Source organism: Saccharibacillus alkalitolerans (genome assembly GCF_011090185.1).
GTDB classification, from domain to species: Bacteria; Bacillota; Bacilli; order Paenibacillales; family Paenibacillaceae; genus Saccharibacillus; species Saccharibacillus alkalitolerans.
Genome location: NZ_JAAFGS010000001.1, coordinates 482,505 through 502,896 on the forward strand (window position 1 = coordinate 482,505; position 20,392 = coordinate 502,896).

General features: G+C 52.3%; 14 protein-coding genes. 13 read left to right on the plus strand and 1 reads right to left on the minus strand.

Annotated elements, in window-relative coordinates:
• The first annotated feature begins 2 nt into the window (after window positions 1-2).
• From GYN08_RS23560 to GYN08_RS02070, 9 genes are all read left to right on the plus strand, one after another.
• The gene (locus tag GYN08_RS23560; RefSeq protein WP_166272009.1) at window positions 3-4,313 is read left to right on the plus strand and encodes a sigma factor-like helix-turn-helix DNA-binding protein; all 4,311 of its coding nucleotides are present in this window, start codon (window positions 3-5) and stop codon (window positions 4,311-4,313) included.
• A gap of 32 nt (window positions 4,314-4,345) precedes the next feature.
• Window positions 4,346-6,571, plus strand: coding sequence for a hypothetical protein (locus tag GYN08_RS02035; RefSeq protein WP_166272011.1), 2,226 nt, complete (start codon window positions 4,346-4,348; stop codon window positions 6,569-6,571).
• A 13-nt stretch (window positions 6,572-6,584) separates the two neighbouring features.
• Window positions 6,585-7,319 (plus strand): OmpA/MotB family protein, encoded by a 735-nt coding sequence (locus tag GYN08_RS02040; protein WP_166272013.1) that lies wholly within the window; start codon window positions 6,585-6,587, stop codon window positions 7,317-7,319.
• Window positions 7,309-8,541 (plus strand): hypothetical protein, encoded by a 1,233-nt coding sequence (locus tag GYN08_RS02045; RefSeq protein WP_166272015.1) that lies wholly within the window; start codon window positions 7,309-7,311, stop codon window positions 8,539-8,541. Before GYN08_RS02040 ends, GYN08_RS02045 begins: the two co-directional genes overlap by 11 nt.
• Window positions 8,542-8,556: 15 nt before the next feature.
• On the plus strand, window positions 8,557-11,298 hold the full coding sequence (locus tag GYN08_RS02050) for a DEAD/DEAH box helicase (RefSeq protein ID WP_166272017.1): 2,742 nt from the start codon (window positions 8,557-8,559) through the stop codon (window positions 11,296-11,298).
• A gap of 169 nt (window positions 11,299-11,467) precedes the next feature.
• Window positions 11,468-12,028, plus strand: coding sequence for a hypothetical protein (locus tag GYN08_RS02055; protein ID WP_166272019.1), 561 nt, complete (start codon window positions 11,468-11,470; stop codon window positions 12,026-12,028).
• A 155-nt stretch (window positions 12,029-12,183) separates the two neighbouring features.
• Window positions 12,184-12,591, plus strand: coding sequence for a DUF3592 domain-containing protein (locus tag GYN08_RS02060; RefSeq protein ID WP_166272021.1), 408 nt, complete (start codon window positions 12,184-12,186; stop codon window positions 12,589-12,591).
• 21 nt (window positions 12,592-12,612) lie between these two features.
• Window positions 12,613-13,683, plus strand: a complete 1,071-nt coding sequence (locus GYN08_RS02065; RefSeq protein WP_166272023.1) for a Kiwa anti-phage protein KwaB-like domain-containing protein — start codon at window positions 12,613-12,615, stop codon at window positions 13,681-13,683.
• A 15-nt stretch (window positions 13,684-13,698) separates the two neighbouring features.
• Window positions 13,699-14,355, plus strand: coding sequence for a hypothetical protein (locus GYN08_RS02070; RefSeq protein ID WP_166272025.1), 657 nt, complete (start codon window positions 13,699-13,701; stop codon window positions 14,353-14,355).
• A gap of 84 nt (window positions 14,356-14,439) precedes the next feature.
• On the opposite strand, the gene GYN08_RS02075 is transcribed toward GYN08_RS02070, so the two are convergent.
• Window positions 14,440-15,387, minus strand: a complete 948-nt coding sequence (locus tag GYN08_RS02075; RefSeq protein ID WP_166272027.1) for a sugar-binding transcriptional regulator — start codon at window positions 15,385-15,387, stop codon at window positions 14,440-14,442.
• Between the two features lie 236 nt (window positions 15,388-15,623).
• Here GYN08_RS02075 and GYN08_RS02080 point away from each other — a divergent pair, with 236 nt between their 5' ends.
• The 4 genes from GYN08_RS02080 to GYN08_RS02095 are packed head-to-tail and all read left to right on the plus strand — an operon-like array spanning window position 15,624 to window position 20,182.
• Entirely contained in the window at window positions 15,624-16,358 is a 735-nt protein-coding gene (locus GYN08_RS02080) for an MBL fold metallo-hydrolase (protein WP_166272029.1), read from the plus strand.
• A 30-nt stretch (window positions 16,359-16,388) separates the two neighbouring features.
• Window positions 16,389-17,429 (plus strand): ABC transporter substrate-binding protein, encoded by a 1,041-nt coding sequence (locus tag GYN08_RS02085; protein WP_166272031.1) that lies wholly within the window; start codon window positions 16,389-16,391, stop codon window positions 17,427-17,429.
• Between the two features lie 9 nt (window positions 17,430-17,438).
• The gene (locus GYN08_RS02090) at window positions 17,439-19,118 is read left to right on the plus strand and encodes an ABC transporter permease (protein ID WP_166272033.1); all 1,680 of its coding nucleotides are present in this window, start codon (window positions 17,439-17,441) and stop codon (window positions 19,116-19,118) included.
• Window positions 19,115-20,182, plus strand: coding sequence for an ABC transporter ATP-binding protein (locus GYN08_RS02095; RefSeq protein ID WP_166272035.1), 1,068 nt, complete (start codon window positions 19,115-19,117; stop codon window positions 20,180-20,182). The genes GYN08_RS02090 and GYN08_RS02095 overlap by 4 nt, the downstream gene beginning before the upstream one ends.
• Window positions 20,183-20,392 lie beyond the last annotated feature (210 nt).

The following is a 20,392-nucleotide window of genomic DNA, read 5'->3' on the forward strand; positions in this document are numbered from 1 at the left end:
CGATGGAAACGTCGAGTTTTGCTTTTCTGGAAGGGCTGCATGCGGAAGCCGCTTCCGTCGCCGTACAGGCGGAACGGGATATTTGGGAACATCCGCGCGGAACGCTGAGCCAGGGGAGATTGTTCGGGGAACTGCTGGCAAAAGCGGTATCCGTCAACGAAAAGATGGAGCCCGTATACAGCATCAAACAAGTGGATCGGTTGTTCAAGCTGGGAAAAGAAGGGCTCTTGAGCGAAGAAATCCGCAGCAAGTTCGAATGGCTGCGGATGAACGGCAATGCGGCCGTGCACGGAAGCGAAATCATTCACGCCGACGTGGCGCTGACGGCGCATCGGCATATGTTCGAATTGGCCTGCTGGTACACCGAGCTGTACGGTTCGCCGGAGCAGGAGCTTCCGGCTTACCGGATGCCGCTTCAACTGGCAGTTCCGGAACCTGCGCCGATCGAAGTGCAGCCCGCTATCAGTTCGGATTTCGTGGAGAAGATCATCTCCGATCAATTGGAGACGAAGCTGATCCCTACGCTGGACGAGAAGTTCCGCGGCATGGAAGAAGCTTTGCGGCAGATCGCGGAGAGCCGGCAGCATGCTGGCCCCGCGTACCAGCCGTCGCCTCCTGCCGTTACGAACGCAGCTGCTCGAGCAGCTGCGCCCGCGCCAATAGTCGACTCCGATAAGGAGCGCGAAGGCATGGAAGTGGCCGTTTATCTGCAAAGCCAGGGCTGCGAGGTCATCGATAAAAGAAATAACCGGGGTTCTCTCTGGGTGCTCGGCGGCTGGGAATTAAAAGAGCTGCTGAGCAAGCTGAGATCGGACGGACTCTATTTCCGATTCGCCCGCGGCGGCAGCGCTTCGACGAATCGTAAACCAGCCTGGTTCCTGCTTGACCGCAGCGGAGCCGTGCAGCATTGGGTATCCGAGAGCATGTCTCCGATTCAGCCTTCGCATTCTCTGGAAGAGAAGCCAGAGATGAGTAGGGATGAACAGCAGCAGGCTGAGCAGATAGAATCGGCTCGCCCGGCGTCCAATTCGAATCTTTCGTCGAAGAATGCACCGGAAGTGCAGAAGGCGGCAGAAGAAGAAAAGGTTGATCCAGCAGCTATCGTTTCCGAGCAGGAGAACCCGGCCGTTCATGTGCCGGATCACCTGCTGAATCAGCCGATCGACGGTTACGCTTCGCCCAGACTGGCGGAAATTTCAGCGAAGATGGGCATTGCCGTATTCGGCGATTGGACGGAAGAAAAGCTGCTTGAATTGTACGAGAAGCAGCGCAGCCTGCTTCACGATACCATGATCCAACTGTGGTTTTTCGGCTTCGAATTCGAAGGGAAATTGGAACGCGTCATCAACTTGAAACGGAGCGAAGACGATTCCCGCATCGGCCAGCTTCCTGAAGGTGTTTTGCTGAGTGAGTGGCTTGAGCCGGATGCCTGCCGGATGCTGCAGCGGTTGTCGATTGCCCGTTCGGAGCAGTTGAGTCATATTCCGGTTTCTTCGTTGGCGTGGCTGCTGCGCGGACGGCATGAAGGTACGGTTGAGCGCCTCAAGTCGCATGAAGTCCAGATCGAGAATGAACAGGGAAACGAACCAGCTGAGGAACATGACGAACGGCGAGAACCGGACATGGAGTTTTATTTTGAAGGCCAAACGATTCGCATGTCCGGCAATCTGCGGCAGCGAAGAATTGAAGAGCTGCCGATCCTGGGATGCGCTGCGCTGATCAGAGGCATTCAAGAGAATTGGCATATGACCGTTCTGGGCGACCTGCCGGAAGCCCTATCCATTTTGCCCAGCCGAATCAAAGGCGTAGGGAACGGAGCGGTAGCCAAGTTTTTTGCGCAGTTAAGTCAGCTGACTGAAAGATCGGAACATTCCCCAGAGTTACAGCCCTCAGTTTCCGTTTCCTATGCTGGGAAAAAGGTGAGCGAAAGCGGCTTGATTGTTTTTCAGGGTGAAGAGTTCGCTGTGAATGCTGACGAGTACGAACTTCGGATCGACTCGCTGATGCTCGCTAACATACCCAAGTTGATTACCGAAATGCTGCATGCGGGTTGGACAACGATCGGCCAAATTCCTGTGGATTTGGCTGAGCTTCAGCAGCTCCCGCGTATCGGACAAACTGCCGTGCAGAAGTTTCATATGCAGCTGTGCGAGGTCCTCAAAACTCATAGGCAGCGTGCAGCAGTAGAATCGGCTTGGGCGGTCATGACTCACGAACAGCGTATAGAGTATGCGATCGGACAGGTTAAGGATAATTGGCAGCTCTGGCTTCAAGGCAGCGATAGACAGCGGGGGAATGAACGACAGCTGGAAGTCCTTCGTTATCGCTGGGAAGCCAAAAGAGCAGGAAAAGGCGCAACGCTGGAAGAAACAGGTCAACATTTCGGCGTAACCCGTGAGCGTATTCGACAGATCGAAGCAACGCAGCTTGCCAAACTGGCCAGAGATATTCAACCGCTGCGTCGTGCCGTCACGGAAGCGTGCGAGCACGAGGGAAGTTTCTTTTATCCGATGACGCCTGATCAATCTTTTGAACAGTACACGATGCTTGAGATTATGCAGCAGAAGGGTTGGTCTTACCTTCATGATTGCGGACTTTGGACCAAGCATACGCTTAAAGAGATCGAAGAAATTCGTAATGAACTGCGGAAAAGAGTCCGCTCGTCACTGACGGGTAGAGTAATTGATGCAGCGTACAGGAATACATGGTCGAACATTCAAGCCCAAGAATTGAACATTCCGATCGTTCTGCTGCAAGGACTGGTTCATTCTTTCCTTCAACAAATAGACAAGGATGCTTGGATTGCCGTAGGCAGTTCAAAAGCCAGCATTGCAGAAGCCGTTTTGAGACAATACCCGCAGGGCGTTGAAATTTATAAAAAAGCAAGCGAGTTGGTTGAAGCCGCCAACCGTATTACACCGGGCGAGTTCGAAAAAGAAAGAGACATTACTTCAATTTTCAGCCGCGATGAGAGTTCGGATGTTTTTTACTTGTGGGGAAGAGGCATTTATATTCATTCTTCCTTTGTGCATGCTCCATTGCCTTTGCTGGAAGAGATCTCTTTTTATGCTGAAAGTTTGCTTGAGCAGCATAGTCCGATTTCGATCGGCCGGCTGTATACGCGTTTTGATGAGGAGCTGAACAGCTCGGGCATTGCTAACGAATACGCGCTTTACACTCTTTTGCGACGGCACTCGGCTGATCGACTTCAACTGCGTAAGTTCCCTCATGTATGGCATAAGGATGACGATTTTAAAGTGAGTAATGGAGAGATGCTCAAGAATTACATTCGCGAAAAAAATGCTCCGGTTACGCTGGAGGCATTAAAACAAGAATTTGTCGTTCGGCGAGGCTGGAAAAATTTCACCGTAGATTACAACATCTCGAACGATACGGATTTCGTACAAGTAGATTTTGGGGTTGCGGCATTGCGCGAATTTTATCATGTCGATGAGGAGTTTCCGAGACTTGTAAACGAACAATTAAAGAAGCTGTTGGCAGAGAAAACGATTATTCATGCAGCCCAGTTATTCGAAGCAATCCGCTCGGATTGCGACATGCGGGATATCCGAACGTCTTATTTGCTTTACGATCTCGTTCAAGATTCTGTGGATGAAAAATACGGTTTTGTCCGATATCCTTGGATTGCGCTAGAAGGACATGAGTGGGAGAACGTTAGTGTACAAGGGGTAGTGGAACAATACGTATTGGAACAGGGCGCGGAAGTTCCTCGGGAGCAGGTGTGGCAGTGGCTGACCGAAGAATTAGGGGCTAGGGAAGCGAGTCTTGATTTAGTCCTTTCCAGTTCCCGGGATATTTTTTATTACACCCGCGGTCGGTTCGGCGAATACATCCATAGAGATAATCTCGGCTGGACGCAGGAGCAGGAAGACCGCCTTCTGCAACGGGTAGAAGATTCCTTGAATTCTGCAGCCAATCAAGGCCTGCCTTACGTATTGGCGGAGCAGGTTCTCATCCAGGCACAGCTGCCTCATTTGAGAAATGACCTGCCGTGGAGTAAAGACCTACTGGTGGATGCACTTAAAAAGAGCAAAAAAGTAAAGCTGCTGGGCTCCTATGACGAAATCATCGTATCCATGCTTCACCCGCAAATCCAGAATGAATCCGATTTTGTGGCTTACATTTTGAAGAGCGAATTTAAAGGGCAAGCATCGATCAAAGAGCTGCATCGCCGTTTGGCGCAGCTTAGATACTCGAAAGACGGGCAGCTGCTGCAGGATAGCGTATTGGGGATCGAGCAGGGAATCGGTAAGGTTCGAAAAGAAGGGGACTTCTACTTTACCGGCAATTAAAAAAAGCAATCATACTGCGGCAGGGGGACATCATGGAATTTTTTACTTCGATTCTGTTTTATCAGCTGTACATCGGGCTTATGGTCGTTATTTTTCTGATTGGATTGTTTAAAGTGCTTCTTCCATACTTGGAAGCGAAAAAAGCCGCTGAACAGGTGAAAGAATACTTAAAGAAAGTCGAAGGAATCGAAGACATTCCTGAGCGTTTTCATCAATTCGATAAGCTGATCCGCAACAGCTCCAATTCTTATATTCAGAAAGTCATGCGACCTGCTTGGGAGCAGTATTACAGAACCTATGTTTCTTATCAGCAGGAAGGAATAGCTTACACACCCGATATTTACGACTTTTTTTTCGAAGAAAATTTCGTCCAAACTTACGGTAAAAGAAAGCTTGCCGAAACGATTGCCGGCGTTTTCCTTTCGCTCGGAATTATCGGAACGTTCATAGGTATTGCTGTAGGTGTATCCGGATTGCAGGTTGGCGCCAGTACAGAAGTGATGCAAAGCGGAATCGGCGGCCTGCTTCAAGGGATGAAAGTCAAGTTTTTGTCTTCTATTGCAGGCATAGGGTTGTCCTTAATATGGCAGTTGGTCGATAAAGGATATTTCTATCCAATGCTGTCTAAGTCTTTCGGGAAAATTCGTCAATCCGTCGACGAGTCGTTTCCGACTCAGGATCAAAGTACGCTTCTTTACAGTATCGACAAGCGGCAGGAAGAGCAGATGCGTGATTTTCAAAGCTTCTTATCGGATGTGCTCATTCCCAATATGATTAACGGTGTAGCGGGTTCGATCGAGCGTTCTATGAATCAGCAGATTGAACAGAGCAATCAGATGATGCAGCGAATGGTGCAAGGGCATCAAATTCAGGAGCTTCAAGACGTGATGGTTAATCAAGCACTTCCTAAGTTAACGGCAGCTGTTCAGGATTCTATCGAGAAGTCGACTGCGCTTCAGATTGAGAAAAGTAATGAGGCAGCTGCTCAACTTTCCGCAATTGCCGACTTGATCGAGAAATCTTCTGCTGTACAGATGAAATTCGGCGAAGAAATGCTTGAGAAAATGGTGCAAGGTCACCAGATGCAAGAACTGCAAGAATTTATGTCTAATCACATCGTGCCTGAGATGGTTGAAGGATTCACAGTTTCGATGCAGAATGCGATCGTTCCTCAAATGCAGCAAACGCAGGACATTATGGCTGAATTGGTGGAGCAAACAGCGCTGCATCAATCTGAAGCCATGCAGACCATGGCAGATCAATTCGTTTCGCAATTGAATGAATTGACGGGAGATCATATGAAAAACTTGGGAGACGCCTTGCATGCGACTGTCGAATGGCAGGCTCAAGTTCAATCGGAGCTTGAGGGATTGGTCCAATCCTTACACGAGTCCGCAAACAGCCAAATTGTCATGGTAGATCGAACGACTATTTTGGCGGATCGGATGAATCAGTATAGCGAACAAATGGATGGTTATCATGATCGCTTCGGTGAGTCTGTGGACAAGCTCGGCGCAGCCAGCCAAGCCGGTTCCGATATTAGTTCTTCCATCTCTACGCTGCTTGAAAAAATGACTGAAGAAAGATTTATATTCCATGAACATTTCGATAGTCATATGAGCGCTTTGAAAGAAAATTTGAGCACCATTGTCGAACAAACGGATTTGCAGGCAACTTTCCAGCATAGATTTCAAGAAAGTTTGAAACAAATTGAAGGAATTACGCTTAGTCAGCGTAACCTGGCAGAAACGTTAGCTGAACAGAATAAGTGGAGTCAGAAATCTAATCAAGAACTGGCTGTGATTTTTGAGAAATTCACTCATAACAATTCTGAATTCATTCATATTCAAGATGACTTCAAAGTTTTGATCCGTGATATTCAAAAGGAAAGAACGACTCTTGATGAAGTGTCTATGCGCGTTCAGAAAATCATGGAAACTCAAGTCAGCGAGCTCGACCAACGAGTAGGAAAGCTTAAAGCCGTCTGGGAGTCGACTAGCGAGTCTTTGGCCAAAACAAACAAGCATCTGGAGACCTCAATGAATCAATTCACGGACGACATGCATCGCGGCTTGCAAAATACGTTTACGCAGTTCGACGAAGAATTAACCAAGTCCGTTAGCATTTTGGCAAGCGGGGTAGATGCGATTCAAGATGGTCTTATTGATCTTCCGGATGCTATGGACGCTTTACGGCAAACGATTAACGAGATCAACCGGCAGTCGAAGTTTTTGGCGAGCCCGGTTGTCGCTGAATAGGGTGTGCGTATAAATGGCTAGAGGATTTCGTAATGAACGTCACGTCGCTCGGGCTCATGAAGGTGAAAAAGAGAGTTTCTGGGTTTCTTATACGGACCTAATGTCGGCTCTGCTTGTCATCTTTGCCTTGGTTATCATGATCACTCTCGCTCAAAGTCAATCCGCTTATGAAGCGAAAGCAGCAGCAATCAATGAAAAGAATCAAATCATCGAAGAAGCTGCCGGAGTAAAATCCGAAATTATCGAGGCGCTGGTCAAGTCGTTTCAGGATTCAGATCTTGCTATGGAAGTCGATCCGCAGACAGGTTCTATTCGCTTCTCCGGAGGCGTGTTTTTTGAGTCGAACAGCAGCGAAGTATCGGCTACCGGGAGAAAGTATTTGAAGCAGTTTATTCCTCAATACATCGAGATTTTGTTATCGGATCGTTTCAAAGGGGAGATTGCTCAAATTATCGTAGAAGGACATACGGATACAAAAGGAGGATATCTGTACAACTTGAAATTGTCGCAGGACCGCGCTTTGTCGGTTGTACAGGAGATCTACCAGCCCACCTTCCCAAACTTTAAGTATAAAGAGGAGCTAAAACCGGTCATCACAGCGAATGGCCGATCATTCAGCATCCCCATACTTAAAGCTAACGGTAAAATTGATGCCGACAAGTCAAGACGAGTAGAGTTCAAATTTCGTTTGAAAGATGATCAGCTGCTGGATCAACTTCAAGGTTTGGGGGAGCCGGATGGAAATTAACCAATATTTTTATATGCTTTCCTTCAAGCCAGAGAAGTTAGTCAATGAACGATTAAAAATCGAGCAGAAGTACAGCGGGAAGGAAACCGAACTGATCAAACGTCGAGGTAAGGTTTTACTGCCTAAGCTGTTGGAAAAGATTAGGTCGACACCGGAGGAGCAAATCGAAGAATTATGTAAAAGCCTAAAAAAGGTTGAGATTTTACTATTAATCTATGAGGGATATCCGTTTCCGAAAGAGACGGCAGAAACAGTAAATAAGATTAATCAAATCTTAACCAATCGTTATTCCGTAGTTATAGGCAGAGCAGCATGGGGACTGTTTCAGCATCTTTATGCCAGTCCTCCGCTGCAAGACTTATTAAGAAGAATTTATTTGCTTGATCAATTCTCTTTTTTGAATTTACCTGAACATGTAAAGGTTCATATGCGCTTATTTCTTTCTAATAAAAGAGATTTGTTAGGAGGGTTGGCGCAGGCCCTTATTCGTTCAGAAATGCTTATTCAAAAGGCTTTTGAGCTGTTAAAAGTAGAATCCAAATCCAAGTTGGAAGCAGAATTAATGCGACAGATGTTTATCGAAGGGATGGTGACGGATTCTTTTATTAAACGCGAAGGGGTCGACTTTATTACTCAGGTATTAAATGGTTATCCCATGAATATTTATAAAGAAGTAATGAAGTGCTACTTGGAAAATAGGAAATATGATCAATTTCATTTTGGTTTGATGAAACAGGCAATAGAGCGATTAAGAGATCCGCGCGAACGAATGACAGATTGGGAGTTTCTTGGGAAATCGGCACTGGAAGAAGTACAGCGTTGGTTGATTCAGGATAAGTTGAAAAAATTATTCGAAAACGATTTGGATAATAAACGATTTAATTACTGGAGAAGATTTATTGATTACATGCAGGATGTACAACTGATGCAGAATCCTATGATTGCTTTTATCTATTTCGAAAATTTTGTGATTGTCGAATACGGTAATATCGGTGCTGCTTATTTCTATCATCGAGAAGGCTTTGATAAAGTCATTTTATCGATTGCCCGCTCTTACAAATTCGTAAATAGCCGAAGTCATCAATCCAAAGAAGCAATGTTAAAAATACCTCTGGCAGATTATAAAGGAATACCGCTCTTTATCGATAAGTTAAACCATGTAGGCCGATGGCAGGAGAAGTTCGATCATTATATGCGTCAGTATTTGGGTGGGACGTTATAAGAAAGGAGCATCCTATTGGGGCGGTTGTTTGGTTTTCTAGGGAATCGAAAAAAACAAGATGTAACGGGTGTTGCTCAAATTTCGATCAGCAAACAGTACACGGCTGAAGGTGTGTATTACCGCTTATTTCGAGATAGCAATGAATTAGCTTTTCCGCTTAATCTTCGAGTTTCCGAATATCTTCAATTAGCAGAAATCGAATGTGTAGAAGTGCTTGAAGATTTATGGTTTGACGGTTACCTGGAACAAACATCAGCAGGATACTTTTTTGATTACTGTAATTTTGATAAGGTGCTTGAAGAATCTTTGCGCAAAGTCGGTGTTCCAGCACCGACCGCATTTAAGCTGAAACTGGCTCATAGCAGTGCAGTAGGCACTCCGCATTTCAAACTTTTTCTTGAAAAAAGTCACGGTTCTTGGAAGCATCTTGAACGTACAGCTAAAATGGAGGGCCCCTGGTTAACTCTACCGGATCAACAGATTTTGTTAATGGAGAAGAACCAATATCAATTTCAAAAGTTCATTGAATCGGCTCCCGATCCTATGGACCGTGAAAGCATTTTTGCTTATGTAGCAGAAGCTCGCAGTTTGGCTCTCCAACACGGCTATGAAATAGACGATTACTTGCAGCGGCAGGAATACCTTTTCGTAGACCAGGTAGAGGTTGATCTGAACTACGACGGAGAATCGATTACGTTCATCCCCTCTTATGCTTCGAACGACAATATCTCCGAAAACTTGTTAGCGGAAATGAGCCGGACGGCTCAGCGATATGCGGTCGACAGCGGCAATCGGAAAGTGTTCGTCAAGCCGTCGATTGCCGATAATGCAGACCGGATCAAGCGTGTCCCAAGCCTGGCCGGAGCTGACATTCCCAAGTTCGCAGAAAATCCGGAAGCGTACCTGCCCGATGTGGAAGGCCTGGATCTGTCAAAGTTCGGTGAACGGGTTAAGTCTCTGGGCATACGCGTATATCGTGCTCAGCCTTTCGTGCATGCTTCCGAACAGGAAAGAGGCTGGTTCGAACTCGATTTCGGATTTAACGCTCAGGATGAGAACGGAGAAATACACGAGACCTGGGAAGCTTCGGAGCTTATGGGTCTGATTAACGAAGCCAAGGAATCGGGCGAATCTTTTATCGAGTGGAACGGAAACTGGTTGAGGCTGCCGCAGGATGCAGAGGAAATCGTCGAGAAATCGAAGGAGGCCAAGCTTCAGTTCAACGCGGAAGGACTTGTGGACGTAACCAAGCTCCCCTATGTACTGGAAATTTACGAGAATATCGCGCAGCTTGAATTCAATCAGCCGATTCTGCAGGCGCAGCAGCAGATGCAGGACTCCGGCGTGCTGCAGCAGATTCCTCCGGCAAGCTTTACCGCTTTGCTGAAGCCGTTCCAAGCGGAAGGCTTTGTATGGATGAAAAGTTTGCACTATCGCCATTTAGGCGGACTGCTTGCGGACGATATGGGACTCGGCAAGACGATTCAAGTGATCTCTTTCCTGACTCATCTTCATGAAGCCGGGAAGTTAACGCCTACGCTGGTAATCGTGCCTAAGACGCTGATGGACAATTGGGAGAAAGAATTGAGCAAGTTCGCGCCTGGCCTGCTGCGATCGTTCTATCTTCATCGGGGAACCCAGCGGTTGAAAGATGCCGAAGAGTTGAAACGGATCGGGATTACCGTTACGACGTATCAGACGTTGGTCAGAGATCAGCTTATCTTCGGGCAGGTCGATTGGCAGGCCGTGATCTGCGATGAAGCGCAGGCGATCAAGAACCCGTCCACGGCCTCTTCAAAAGTACTTAAAGCGATGAAATCGCGTTTCCGATTAGCGATGACGGGAACTCCGGTAGAAAACGGGTTGAGCGAGCTCTGGTCGATTATGGACTATGTGCAGCCTGGATTATTGGGAAGCTTGAGCGAATTCAAGAATCAATTCATCAATCGAATAGAGGCTCAAGAACCTGAAGCGGAGCAGCAGCTGCTGGCCAGAATTTCTACCGTTTATAAGCGCAGAACGAAATCCGAGGAATTGGGCGATCAGCTGCCGTCGAAGACGTCCGTAATGACGAAAGTGCCGCTTGGGGAAGAGCAGGAGCAGCTGTATAAAGAAGTCATTACGCTCGTTCAGCAGAAGATGATGGACGGTCTGCAGGCTATTCAGCGTTTAAAGCAGTTAAGTTCTCACCCGGGACTTGTATCCGAACAGTATTTGTCGCTTCCGTACAACCGTGTACCGAAACTCAAAGAAACGATCGATATCGTTCGCAGAGCGCGGGAGACGGGCGAGAAAGTGCTTATTTTTACGGAATACAGGCAGATGCAAGAAATTCTGCGCAGCACGATTCGCGAATGCTTCGAGATCATGCCGGGAGTCATTAACGGGATGACCGATCGAAGGCAGCAGCAGGTGGATTTGTTTAACGCCAAGCCAGGGTTTGACGTATTGATCCTTTCTCCGAAAGCAGCGGGAACAGGCTTGACGATTACATCAGCCAATCATGTCATCCATTATACGCGTTGGTGGAATCCTGCTGTCGAGAATCAGGCGACCGACCGTGCTTACCGGATTGGTCAAGACAAACCGGTATATGTCTATTATCCGGTGGTATCCGATGATCGGGGAATTACGAAAAACGGTACCGTGGAAGAGATCGTGCACCGGCTGCTGACCGAGAAACAGGATATGGCTTCTTCCGTGATCGTATCGAGTAGAAAGTTGGATATCGAAAGCGAAGTGCTGAATACGTTTTAACGATTAATGCTTGAAAAGAAAGCCGTACTTATTGCTTAAGAGCAGGGTACGGCTTTTGAACATTAGCAGAGCGCGCGCGGGCTGCTGCAGCTGTAAATGTTTTCGAATGACAATTTCCCCCTCGGTGCTATAATGGAAAAGCTGTACTTACATAAGAGGGGGAAATACGATGAAAAAAAGAACGGGAAAAGCTTCGGTCATTCTGCTGCTGGCCTTGATGATGCTCGCGGCCGCGTCCGTTCCGGGGCACGCCATCGCGGAACCGGCAGCCAAAAGCGGGAAAGCCGTGATCCAGGCGGGGAAAAAGAAAACGTCCGTCGACGTTAAGGTCGCGCACGGGATCGCGTACGTCCCGATCAAATCGCTTGCGTCGGTTCTGGGGACGAGCGTCGTGTATTACCAAGAAGACGGAATGGAGCTGTATCACGTGTATGAAATCCGTACGGGCAAAGCCATTGCGACCTACACCGGCTATGACGGGATCGGTTATTTCGTCGAAGGACGCAAAAAGGGCGAGGAGAGAGGGTCAGAAGATCAGGTGCTGTTCAGCCCGCCTTGGATCTGCCAGGGAGAGACGGATTACTGCTGGTTGAACGAAGCGAAAGATACCGGGCCTTTCCGTTCCGGATCGACCCTGTACGTTCCGCTTCGCCTGAGCGCCAAAGCGCTGGGGATGAAGCTCGCGGTCGGCAAGGATTCGTCGGGCAGGGCGCTGTACACGCTGAAATAACATTCGTTGAAAAAAGTCCGGCGGGGTAAGCACCCGGCCGGACTTTTTTCGTTTTTCTTTATCCGCAGCTGCGGCGCTTGCCGGTCGGAGCGGGTAATAAGCAGGAGAGACGGCGTTCGTCGCCGAATATGCAGCGGAAAGCGGGGGGAACAGCCGTGAACGAATGGATCGGACCTCTTTTTTTGGGAATCGGAATCGTTGTCGCGTTCGCCGGTCTGCTGGTGCTGCTGCGCCATTCGAGCTTCATGCGGAGGGCGGAAGTGACGGAGGGAGAGATCGTCGATTATGTGGAACAGTACGGCGGAGGCTCCGACGGCACGATCGTCCGTTATCCGGTCGTGCGTTTTCGGACGCCGGAAGGCATATTGGAGCGGCGGTCCAAAGTCGGCGCTTCGTGGAGAGTCGGGAAGGTCGGCAGCCGGGTCGAGATCTATTACCTGCGGGACGAACCCGACCGCTTCAAGTTGAAAACGGCCGCGAACGTGCTGCTGGGGGTCGTCCCGATCCTCATCGGCGTAGGCTTCATGGCCATCGGCGCGGTACTGAGCCTGGCTTTGTCCTAAAACACGCAAAGGAGCCTTCCCATGACCCTTTCGATCAACGATCCGAAGCATCCGCTTACCCTGCTCGCCGGGCTTTCGGCTTCGGACGAAATGCGGGAAATCGAGCTGGCTTTTTACCTGATGCGCAAGCAGAAAGAGTCGGACCGCTATTACCGCGCCAGACCTTTCTCGCTGTCCGAAGAGCTGACCGACTGGCTGAAACGGCAGCTTGTCCGGGAAATCCGGGCGCTGCAGGTCGAGGAAGAAGACGGAAGCCGCCGCTTCGTCGTCGGCGAATACAATCTGGAGGCGCAAAAGCGCGACCGGCTGGCGAAGCTAACGCTGAACGAGAAGTCCGGACTGCCTTATGAGCGCAAGCAGGCCCTGCTCGGCGCGCTGGCCAATCCGGACGCCCTGCTGGACGCGCGAAAAACGGATTTCCAGGTCGTGCAGGCCGATTACGGGGGGAGGCGTCTGCACTTCTTTTTTTACCGCAAACCGAAGCAGGCCGCATCCCGGAAAAAGTGGGCGATCGGACGCTCGGGCGAGCTGAGCTTCGCTTCCGACGAACTGATCGAATTGGGCGGCCGGATCGAATTTCTCATGCTGGGCAGCGAGTTGTATATCGCCAATCTGATTTCTTTCGAAAATGCGTTCGATTACCGCGAGCATATCCTTGAAGCCAGGGACCGGAATTTGAAGACGATTATGGAGATGCCTTTTTTCGCGATCGACGCCGAAGACAAAGATCGTTTCGTGCGCGATTGTTCCGCTTTTTTCCATACCCGCACGCTGGCTCAGATGGGAGAGAAGCAGTTGGAAGCGCTGGAGGAGAATTTCAAGGAGCGCTGCAGCGAGCTGAGGATGATCCGGAATCGGATGCCGGCGAGCGCGGAGCGGGCGGAGGAATACCGACGGACGTACGCGCCGCTGTGGGAGCTGTACGATTTTCTCGATCTGGAGCGCGAAACAGTGAAGTATCCGAAAGGCAGTCGTCCGACGGCGCTGCTGCATTTTTTCGCGGACAGGATCGTGCAGTCGTTCCTGACCAAAGAGTTCGGATTGACCGAAAGTATCGAGAGCGCCGGGCGGCGCGGAGAAGACGACGCCTAGAGAGGAGACCGGCCCATGTGGAGCAAAAAGGAACCGATCATTCTCTGGACGACCGCCTACGCGCCGCTGCTGATGCTGATGATCGGCGGATTTCTGTACAGGAACGATCTCGTGCCTGCGCGGCTGAGAGAACAGCGTTTGTCGGAGCTGCTGGGCGGCCGGCTTTGGATCGCGGAAGCGCTTTGGCTGCTGGCGGTGCTGGGAGGTTCGCTGCTGCTGTACCGGGTTGTCGTACGGTGGCTGCTGCGCGACGTTCGGCAAAAAGTCGATTCGCGGAGCGGCGGCAGTCTGTACTCGGTGCGCCGTTTCGAGAAACTGCCGGCGGGCGACTATACTTTTTTTCTCATGACGCTGCTCCTGCCGAGGCTTGCGCTCGATTATTCGTCGATGACCAACTTCGCCGTGTCGCTGCTGATGATCGTGTTCATTATCGCCGTGTTTGTTAAGACGGAAACGATCGCGACCTGCCCGCTGTTTTTCGTGTCGGGCTTCCAGGTATACAAAGGAACGATCTCGGAATATACGCGGGAAGAAGAGCAGTCGGAGAAGGAGCTTCGCCGGGAAGTCGTACTGCTGGTACGCGACAAAGATCCGGATCTCGGAGAAAAGTATCGGGCAGAACAGCTGATAGGAAAAGTGTATATGATAAGCCGCGGCGATACGGAGAACTGACAAGCTGCAAAGCACCGAACAGGCCGAGAGACGCTTCTCCGGGCCTTTTTTTGCGCCGTTTTTGAAAAGAATCTTGAAACCCGTTCACTCGGCCGCTTCCGCAATCTGCGAAGCGGTCGTTTCGTCCGTGACGAGCATATGCAGATAACCTCCGCGAAGAGCAGCCAGGATGCCTTCCACTTTGTGCTGGCCGAACGCGAATCCCACCACGCTGCCGATCCGTCGAAGCTGCTCGAGATCGACGCCGACGATCCGTTTGTTGATCGGATGGTCGATGCCGAGTCCGCTGCGGTCGATGAAGCGCGAGTTGATGTCCGCGACCGTGCCCAGACGTCTCAGTTCGTCCAGCGTGCTTTCGCTCAAATAACCGAAACGTTCCATGGTCGACATGGAAAACGGATTGCCGATGCCGACGAGCGCAAGATCCACCTGTTCGGCTTCGCGAAGCACTCCGGAGATTCCGGGCATCGCCGTAATTTCGTTGTACAGGAAATCGGTCTCCACGACGGAAGGCGCATACAACAAATCGCAGACTGCCCCGATTTTTTTGGAGAGCTCATAGGCGATTTGATTGGCGTGCACTTCCGTTCGTTCGCTGCCGCTGCCGCCGATCAGCGGAATGATCCGAACCTGCTCTTTTTTGTCCAGAGGAAATTCGCGCACCATATGATACAGCGTGTTGCCCCACGATACCCCGATATTCATTCCGCTTTTGATCAGCTTCTGCACGAACTGCGCGGCTGCCCGGCCCACGGCTTCGGTCACCGATTCTTTGTTCAGATCGCGGGTCGGAACGACAAGCACCTGTCTCAGCCCGTAGCGGCTTTCCAATTCTTTTTCCAATTCGGACGTTTGAAAAGGATCGTCGTGCACGATGATCTCCACCACCCCGATCTCGCGCGCCTTCTGGATGATTTTAGAAATATTCGGACGGGAGATGCCGAACTTTTCCGCGAGCTTTTCCTGCGTCCAGGCTTCGTAATAATACAATTTGCAGATCTTGGTCATCAACTTCAGGCTTTCGTCTTTCATGAATCGGCCACCTTTGTCTGTTGGAATCGGATCGAGCATCCTGCCGAACCGGTTTCATGCCGAGGCTTCTTCCCCAGTATACACGATCGGCCGACTCTGACGACGGAAGGCTCGGTGCGCCAGGGATCTTTTACAATCTCCTTACATCGGGGTAACGCGCAGCCAACACAGGCATTTTACAATTGTGTGGTCGCTGAACAAATGTGAAGCCGAATGGATACAAGAGGTGAATGCGGATGCGAATGCAGATTATGGGGTTTTGGGGCGGGTTCCCTCGGGAAGGCGGCGCGACTGCGGGTTATCTGATCGATACGGGACAAGGAAAAATTTTGTTGGACTGCGGCAGCAGGGTCGCCAGCCGGCTCGCCGGATACGCGTCCGTCGAACAGCTTGACGCCGTTTTGTTATCCCATCTTCATTACGACCACATGGCGGATCTCGGCGTTCTGCAGTATGCGGCGGCAAGCGCGGGACGAAACGGACGCATGCGCCGCCCGCTGGCCTTGTACGCGCCCGGCGACCCTTCGGGCATGCTGCTTCACTGGGACGGAGCCTATACGGAGCGCCATCAGATCGACGAAGGCCGCGCGCTCGAGATCGCGGGCGCGAAAATCGAGTGGATTCCGGTGCGGCACACGGTTCCCTGCTATGCCGTGCGCATCGCGTTCGGCGGCAAAGTTCTGGTTTATTCGGCGGATACCGCCTACTGCGAACCGCTGATCGAATTGGCCCGCGAAGCGGATATTTTCTTGTGCGAAGCGACGATCTGCGAAGGCAGCGGGCATTCGACGGGAGCCGGACACATGGATGCGCGTCAGGCCGGCATGATCGCGCAGCAGGCGGGCGTCAAAAAAATGGTATTGGTTCATCTGCCGGGAGACGGGGATTTCGAACGGATGCTGAAGGAAGCTTCCGCGCATTTTACGGGGAAGGTCGAACTGCCGGATTTGTTAAGAACGTACGTGGTGTAAAACGAATGCCTACATAAAGGAGAGATTATCATGGCGAAAAAAAGAATGTGGTCCACGATCCTGCTTACCGTTTCCGCGGCCGTCCTGTTCAGCGGGTGCGGGAGCGGCTCGGGAAGCGCGCAGAACGCGGCGGGAGGAGGAGAAGCGGGCGGCAGCGGCGGAACCCTTTCGTTCTACACGTCGCAGCCGGAAGAGGACGCGGCCAAACTGGTCGAAGCTTTCCGCCAAAAACATCCCGATATCCAGGTCGAAACGTTCCGCTCCGGAACGGAAGAAGTGGTCGCCAAGCTGCAGGCCGAAAAGCAGGCCGGGCAGGTGCAGGCGGACGTTCTGCTCGTTGCCGATTCGGTCACGTTCGAGGCGCTCAAAGAGCAGGACATGCTGAAGGCCTACAAGTCGCCCGAAGCCGGCAAGATTCCGTCGGAACTGATCGATCCGGACGGCATGTACGCCGGAACGAAAGTCATCGCGACGATTCTGGCCGCCAATACGGACAAAGCGGCGAGCCTTCCGGCTTCGTGGAAGGTGCTCGGCGAACAATCCGCGAAAAGCCAGGCCATCATGCCGAGTCCGCTGTACTCGGGCGCTGCCGCTTATAACGTAGGCGTGTTCACGCGCAGCGACGCTTTCGGCTGGGATTATATGCAGGCGCTGAAAAACAACGACATGACGGTCATCAAAGGAAACGGCGCGGTGCTGAAAGCGGTCGCTTCCGGCGAAAAAACGTACGGAATGGTCGTCGATTACATGGTGGCGCGAGAGAAGGAAAAAGGGTCGCCGATCGATCTGGTCTATCCGGAAGAAGGCGTGCCGGTCATTACCGAACCGATCGGCATCCTGAAAGACGCGAAAAACGCCGAAGGCGCCGAAGCTTTTGTCGATTTCGTGCTGTCCGAAGAAGGGCAGAAGCTGGCGGCGGATATCGGCTATACGCCGGTTCGCGAAGGGATCGACGCTCCGGAAGGGCTGAAAAGCCTGGACGAGATGAAGCTGATGAGCGCCGATCTGAAGACGCTGACCGCCGAGCGCGAAGAAGACAAGAAGAAATTCACGGATCTGTTCGGCGGGTAAGGGTCGGCCATGAAAACCCGCAAACTCCGAATCCTGCTGGGCGCGGCCGTCATTTTGTTTTTCTTTGCGCTTCCGATCGCAAGGCTTGTCCTGCTCAGCGTGCAGGGCGAGGGAGGCTGGTCGTTCGGCGTGTACGAAGAGCTGCTCCGTCAGAAAAGGTTCTGGGATTCGCTGCGGAACACGGCGATCATAGTCGCCGGCTCGACGCTGCTCTCGACGCTGCTCGGCGCGGCGGCGGCCTGGCTGATGGCTTATACGGACATCGCCTGGAAAAAAACGATGCATCTGCTGATTTTGCTTTGTTTTATTCTGCCTTCTTACGTGCTTACCCTGTCTTGGTCGTCGTTCATGGGTTCTCAAGGCCCGGTGGCGCAGCTGCTTGAATGGCTGCGTCCGGGCGCGGCCCCCTGGAGCGTATACAGCATGGGCGGAATCGTCTTCGTGATGGGCATCCATCATTTTCCGCTTGTCTATCTGTTCACGGTGAACGTCTTGAAAAAAATTCCGCGCGATCTGGAGTGGGCCGCCGGAACGGGAGGTGCCGGCAGAGGCAGGGTGCTGCTCAAGATCACGCTGCCGATGGCGCTGCCGGGGCTTACGGCGGGCGGGCTGCTCGTGTTCCTTGCCTCGCTCGACAATTTCGGCATTCCGGCATTTCTCGGCACGCCGGTCAATATTCGGGTGCTCAGTACGCTGATCTACGAAGAGATTATCGGCTTCGGCCCGTCGGCGTTTGCCAGAGGCGCTTCGCTGTCGGTGATTCTCGGATTGATCGCGGTCGCGGGCACGCTGCTGCAGTGGATGAGCGTTCGCCGAAGCAGGCAGGGCGAAACGTATCTGCCCGACGAGCAGCCCCGGTATCATCTGGGCCGTCACCGGTTCTGGGCGATGCCGCTCGTCTGGGGAAGCCTGCTGCTGATGAGCATCGTGCCGCTGCTGTCCATGGTGTCGCTGTCTCTGCGCAGATCTTACGGCGGCGGCCTGTCTTTCTCGAACCTCACGTTCGACAATTACCGGTATATTTTGCTGGAAAACGCGGGGACGTGGCGTTCGATCCAGAACAGTCTGCAGCTTTCGGTCTCGGCGCTCGCGATCTGCTTGGTGATCGGAACGGCGATCGCCTACCTGCGGGTGAGACGCCCTTCCAGGTGGAACGGGCTCGCGGAACTGATCATTTCGGTGCCCTATACGCTGCCGGGCATCGTGTTCGCCCTGTCGATGATTCTGGCGTGGATGGAGCCGGTACCGGGCTGGAATCCGGGCATTTACGGCACGACGACGCTGCTGCTGATCGCTTACGTCTGCCGCTTTCTCGTGCTGCAGATCCGCTCGGGCGTAACGGCCTTCTCGCAGATCGATCCTGCGCTCGAAGAAGCGGCGAGCGTTTCGGGAGCGGGAACGCGGCGGCGCTGGTTGGCGGTGCTGCTGCCTCTGCTGCTGCCCGGGCTGCTCGGCGGTGGGCTGCTCGTATTCCTGACGGCCCTGACGGAGCTGACCGTCTCGGCGCTGCTGTACTCGTCCGGCTCGCAGACGATCGGGGTTGCGATCTTCGGCTTCGAACAGGCGGGCAGCACGCTGTACTCGACCGCCATGTCGAGTCTGATCGTGGTCTTGATCTTCGTCGGAGCCGGCCTGCTGGCCCTGATGAAGAAAATGCTGACCCGCAAGAGAGGAGCGCATACACCTTGAGCATCGAAATCAAACAAGTGGAGAAAACGTTCGGCACGTTCCGGGCGCTGAAGTCGGTGAACCTGTCGATCGAAGACGGCGAATTCGTGGCGATCCTCGGTCCTTCGGGCTGCGGCAAAACGACGCTGCTCAGGCTTCTCGCGGGATTCGAGCGTCCGAGCGGCGGGGAAGTGGTGCTAGGCGGCAGGCTCGCCGCTTCCTCCGCCATGAGTCTGCCGCCGGAGAAGCGGCATATCGGGATGGTATTCCAGAACTTCGCGCTGTGGCCGCATATGAACGTGGCCGACCACGTCCGTTTCCCGATCCGCCATCACAAGCAGACGCCGCCGGAAGTTCGCAAGCAGGAAAAAGCGCGAATCGAAGAAGTGCTGAAGCTGGTCGGACTGGAGCAGATGGCGAACCGGATGCCGCATGAACTGTCCGGCGGGCAAAAGCAGCGGGTCGCGATCGCCCGGGCGATCGCGGCCCGGCCGTCGCTGCTGCTGATGGACGAACCGCTCAGCAGCCTGGACGCGATGCTGCGCATGGATATGAGACGGGAGATTCAGTCCGTCCACCGAAGCACCGGCACCGCGATCGTCTACGTGACCCATGACCAAGGCGAAGCGCTGGCGATGGCGGATCGCATCGTCGTCATGAAAGACGGCGAGATCCAGCAGGTCGGTACCCCGCAGGATATTTACCTGCGTCCACAGACCGAATTCGTGGCGCAATTCGTCTCCAAGTCCAATCTGATCCCCGGCAGATGGGAGCAGGAAACCTTCTTCCCGACCGGCGACCAGATCGAGATCGCCTGGGCGGGCCAGCAGGTTGCCGAGACCTTTCGCCGAAGCGGGCAGTACCCCGTTCGGCCGGATCAGCTGGAACTTGGCCCGGTGCAGGACGGCGCGCTGCGCGGCTCGATTCTCAACGTGCAGTTCCAGGGCAAAGAATTCCATTACGACGTCCGCACGTCTTACGGTCAGTGGGAAGTCGTCTCCGCCCGGCCTTTCGAACGGGGCGACGAAGTATCGCTGCATCTGCCCGCGGCCGAGCGGCGGCAGGAACTGCGGTACGCGAAGTAGGAAAGGGAAGGCCGATAGGGCAGCGGCGTACGAAGAATTGGTGTACCGGCGATGCGAGAAAGGGACCCGTGTGGATTTTAAGTCCGCTTGGGTCCTTCTTTGGTTTATGCTGTTGAAAAATTTATGTGCAAAGCCTTAGAAGAATGGATGGTTTACAGGTTCTAAAATACCAAGTGACCAATGACTAAAGGAGGGGTATAATGGCAATTA

Coding starts and splice junctions, on each gene's coding strand:
- GYN08_RS02065 (WP_166272023.1), top strand. CDS start 12,613: ATGACCCTTTCGATCAACGATCCGAAGCATCCGCTTACCCTGCTCGCC.
- GYN08_RS02090 (WP_166272033.1), top strand. CDS start 17,439: ATGAAAACCCGCAAACTCCGAATCCTGCTGGGCGCGGCCGTCATTTTG.
- GYN08_RS02070 (WP_166272025.1), top strand. CDS start 13,699: ATGTGGAGCAAAAAGGAACCGATCATTCTCTGGACGACCGCCTACGCG.
- GYN08_RS02085 (WP_166272031.1), top strand. CDS start 16,389: ATGGCGAAAAAAAGAATGTGGTCCACGATCCTGCTTACCGTTTCCGCG.
- GYN08_RS23560 (WP_166272009.1), top strand. CDS start 3: ATGGAAACGTCGAGTTTTGCTTTTCTGGAAGGGCTGCATGCGGAAGCC.
- GYN08_RS02055 (WP_166272019.1), top strand. CDS start 11,468: ATGAAAAAAAGAACGGGAAAAGCTTCGGTCATTCTGCTGCTGGCCTTG.
- GYN08_RS02045 (WP_166272015.1), top strand. CDS start 7,309: ATGGAAATTAACCAATATTTTTATATGCTTTCCTTCAAGCCAGAGAAG.
- GYN08_RS02040 (WP_166272013.1), top strand. CDS start 6,585: ATGGCTAGAGGATTTCGTAATGAACGTCACGTCGCTCGGGCTCATGAA.
- GYN08_RS02075 (WP_166272027.1), bottom strand. CDS start 15,387: ATGAAAGACGAAAGCCTGAAGTTGATGACCAAGATCTGCAAATTGTAT.
- GYN08_RS02035 (WP_166272011.1), top strand. CDS start 4,346: ATGGAATTTTTTACTTCGATTCTGTTTTATCAGCTGTACATCGGGCTT.
- GYN08_RS02080 (WP_166272029.1), top strand. CDS start 15,624: ATGCGAATGCAGATTATGGGGTTTTGGGGCGGGTTCCCTCGGGAAGGC.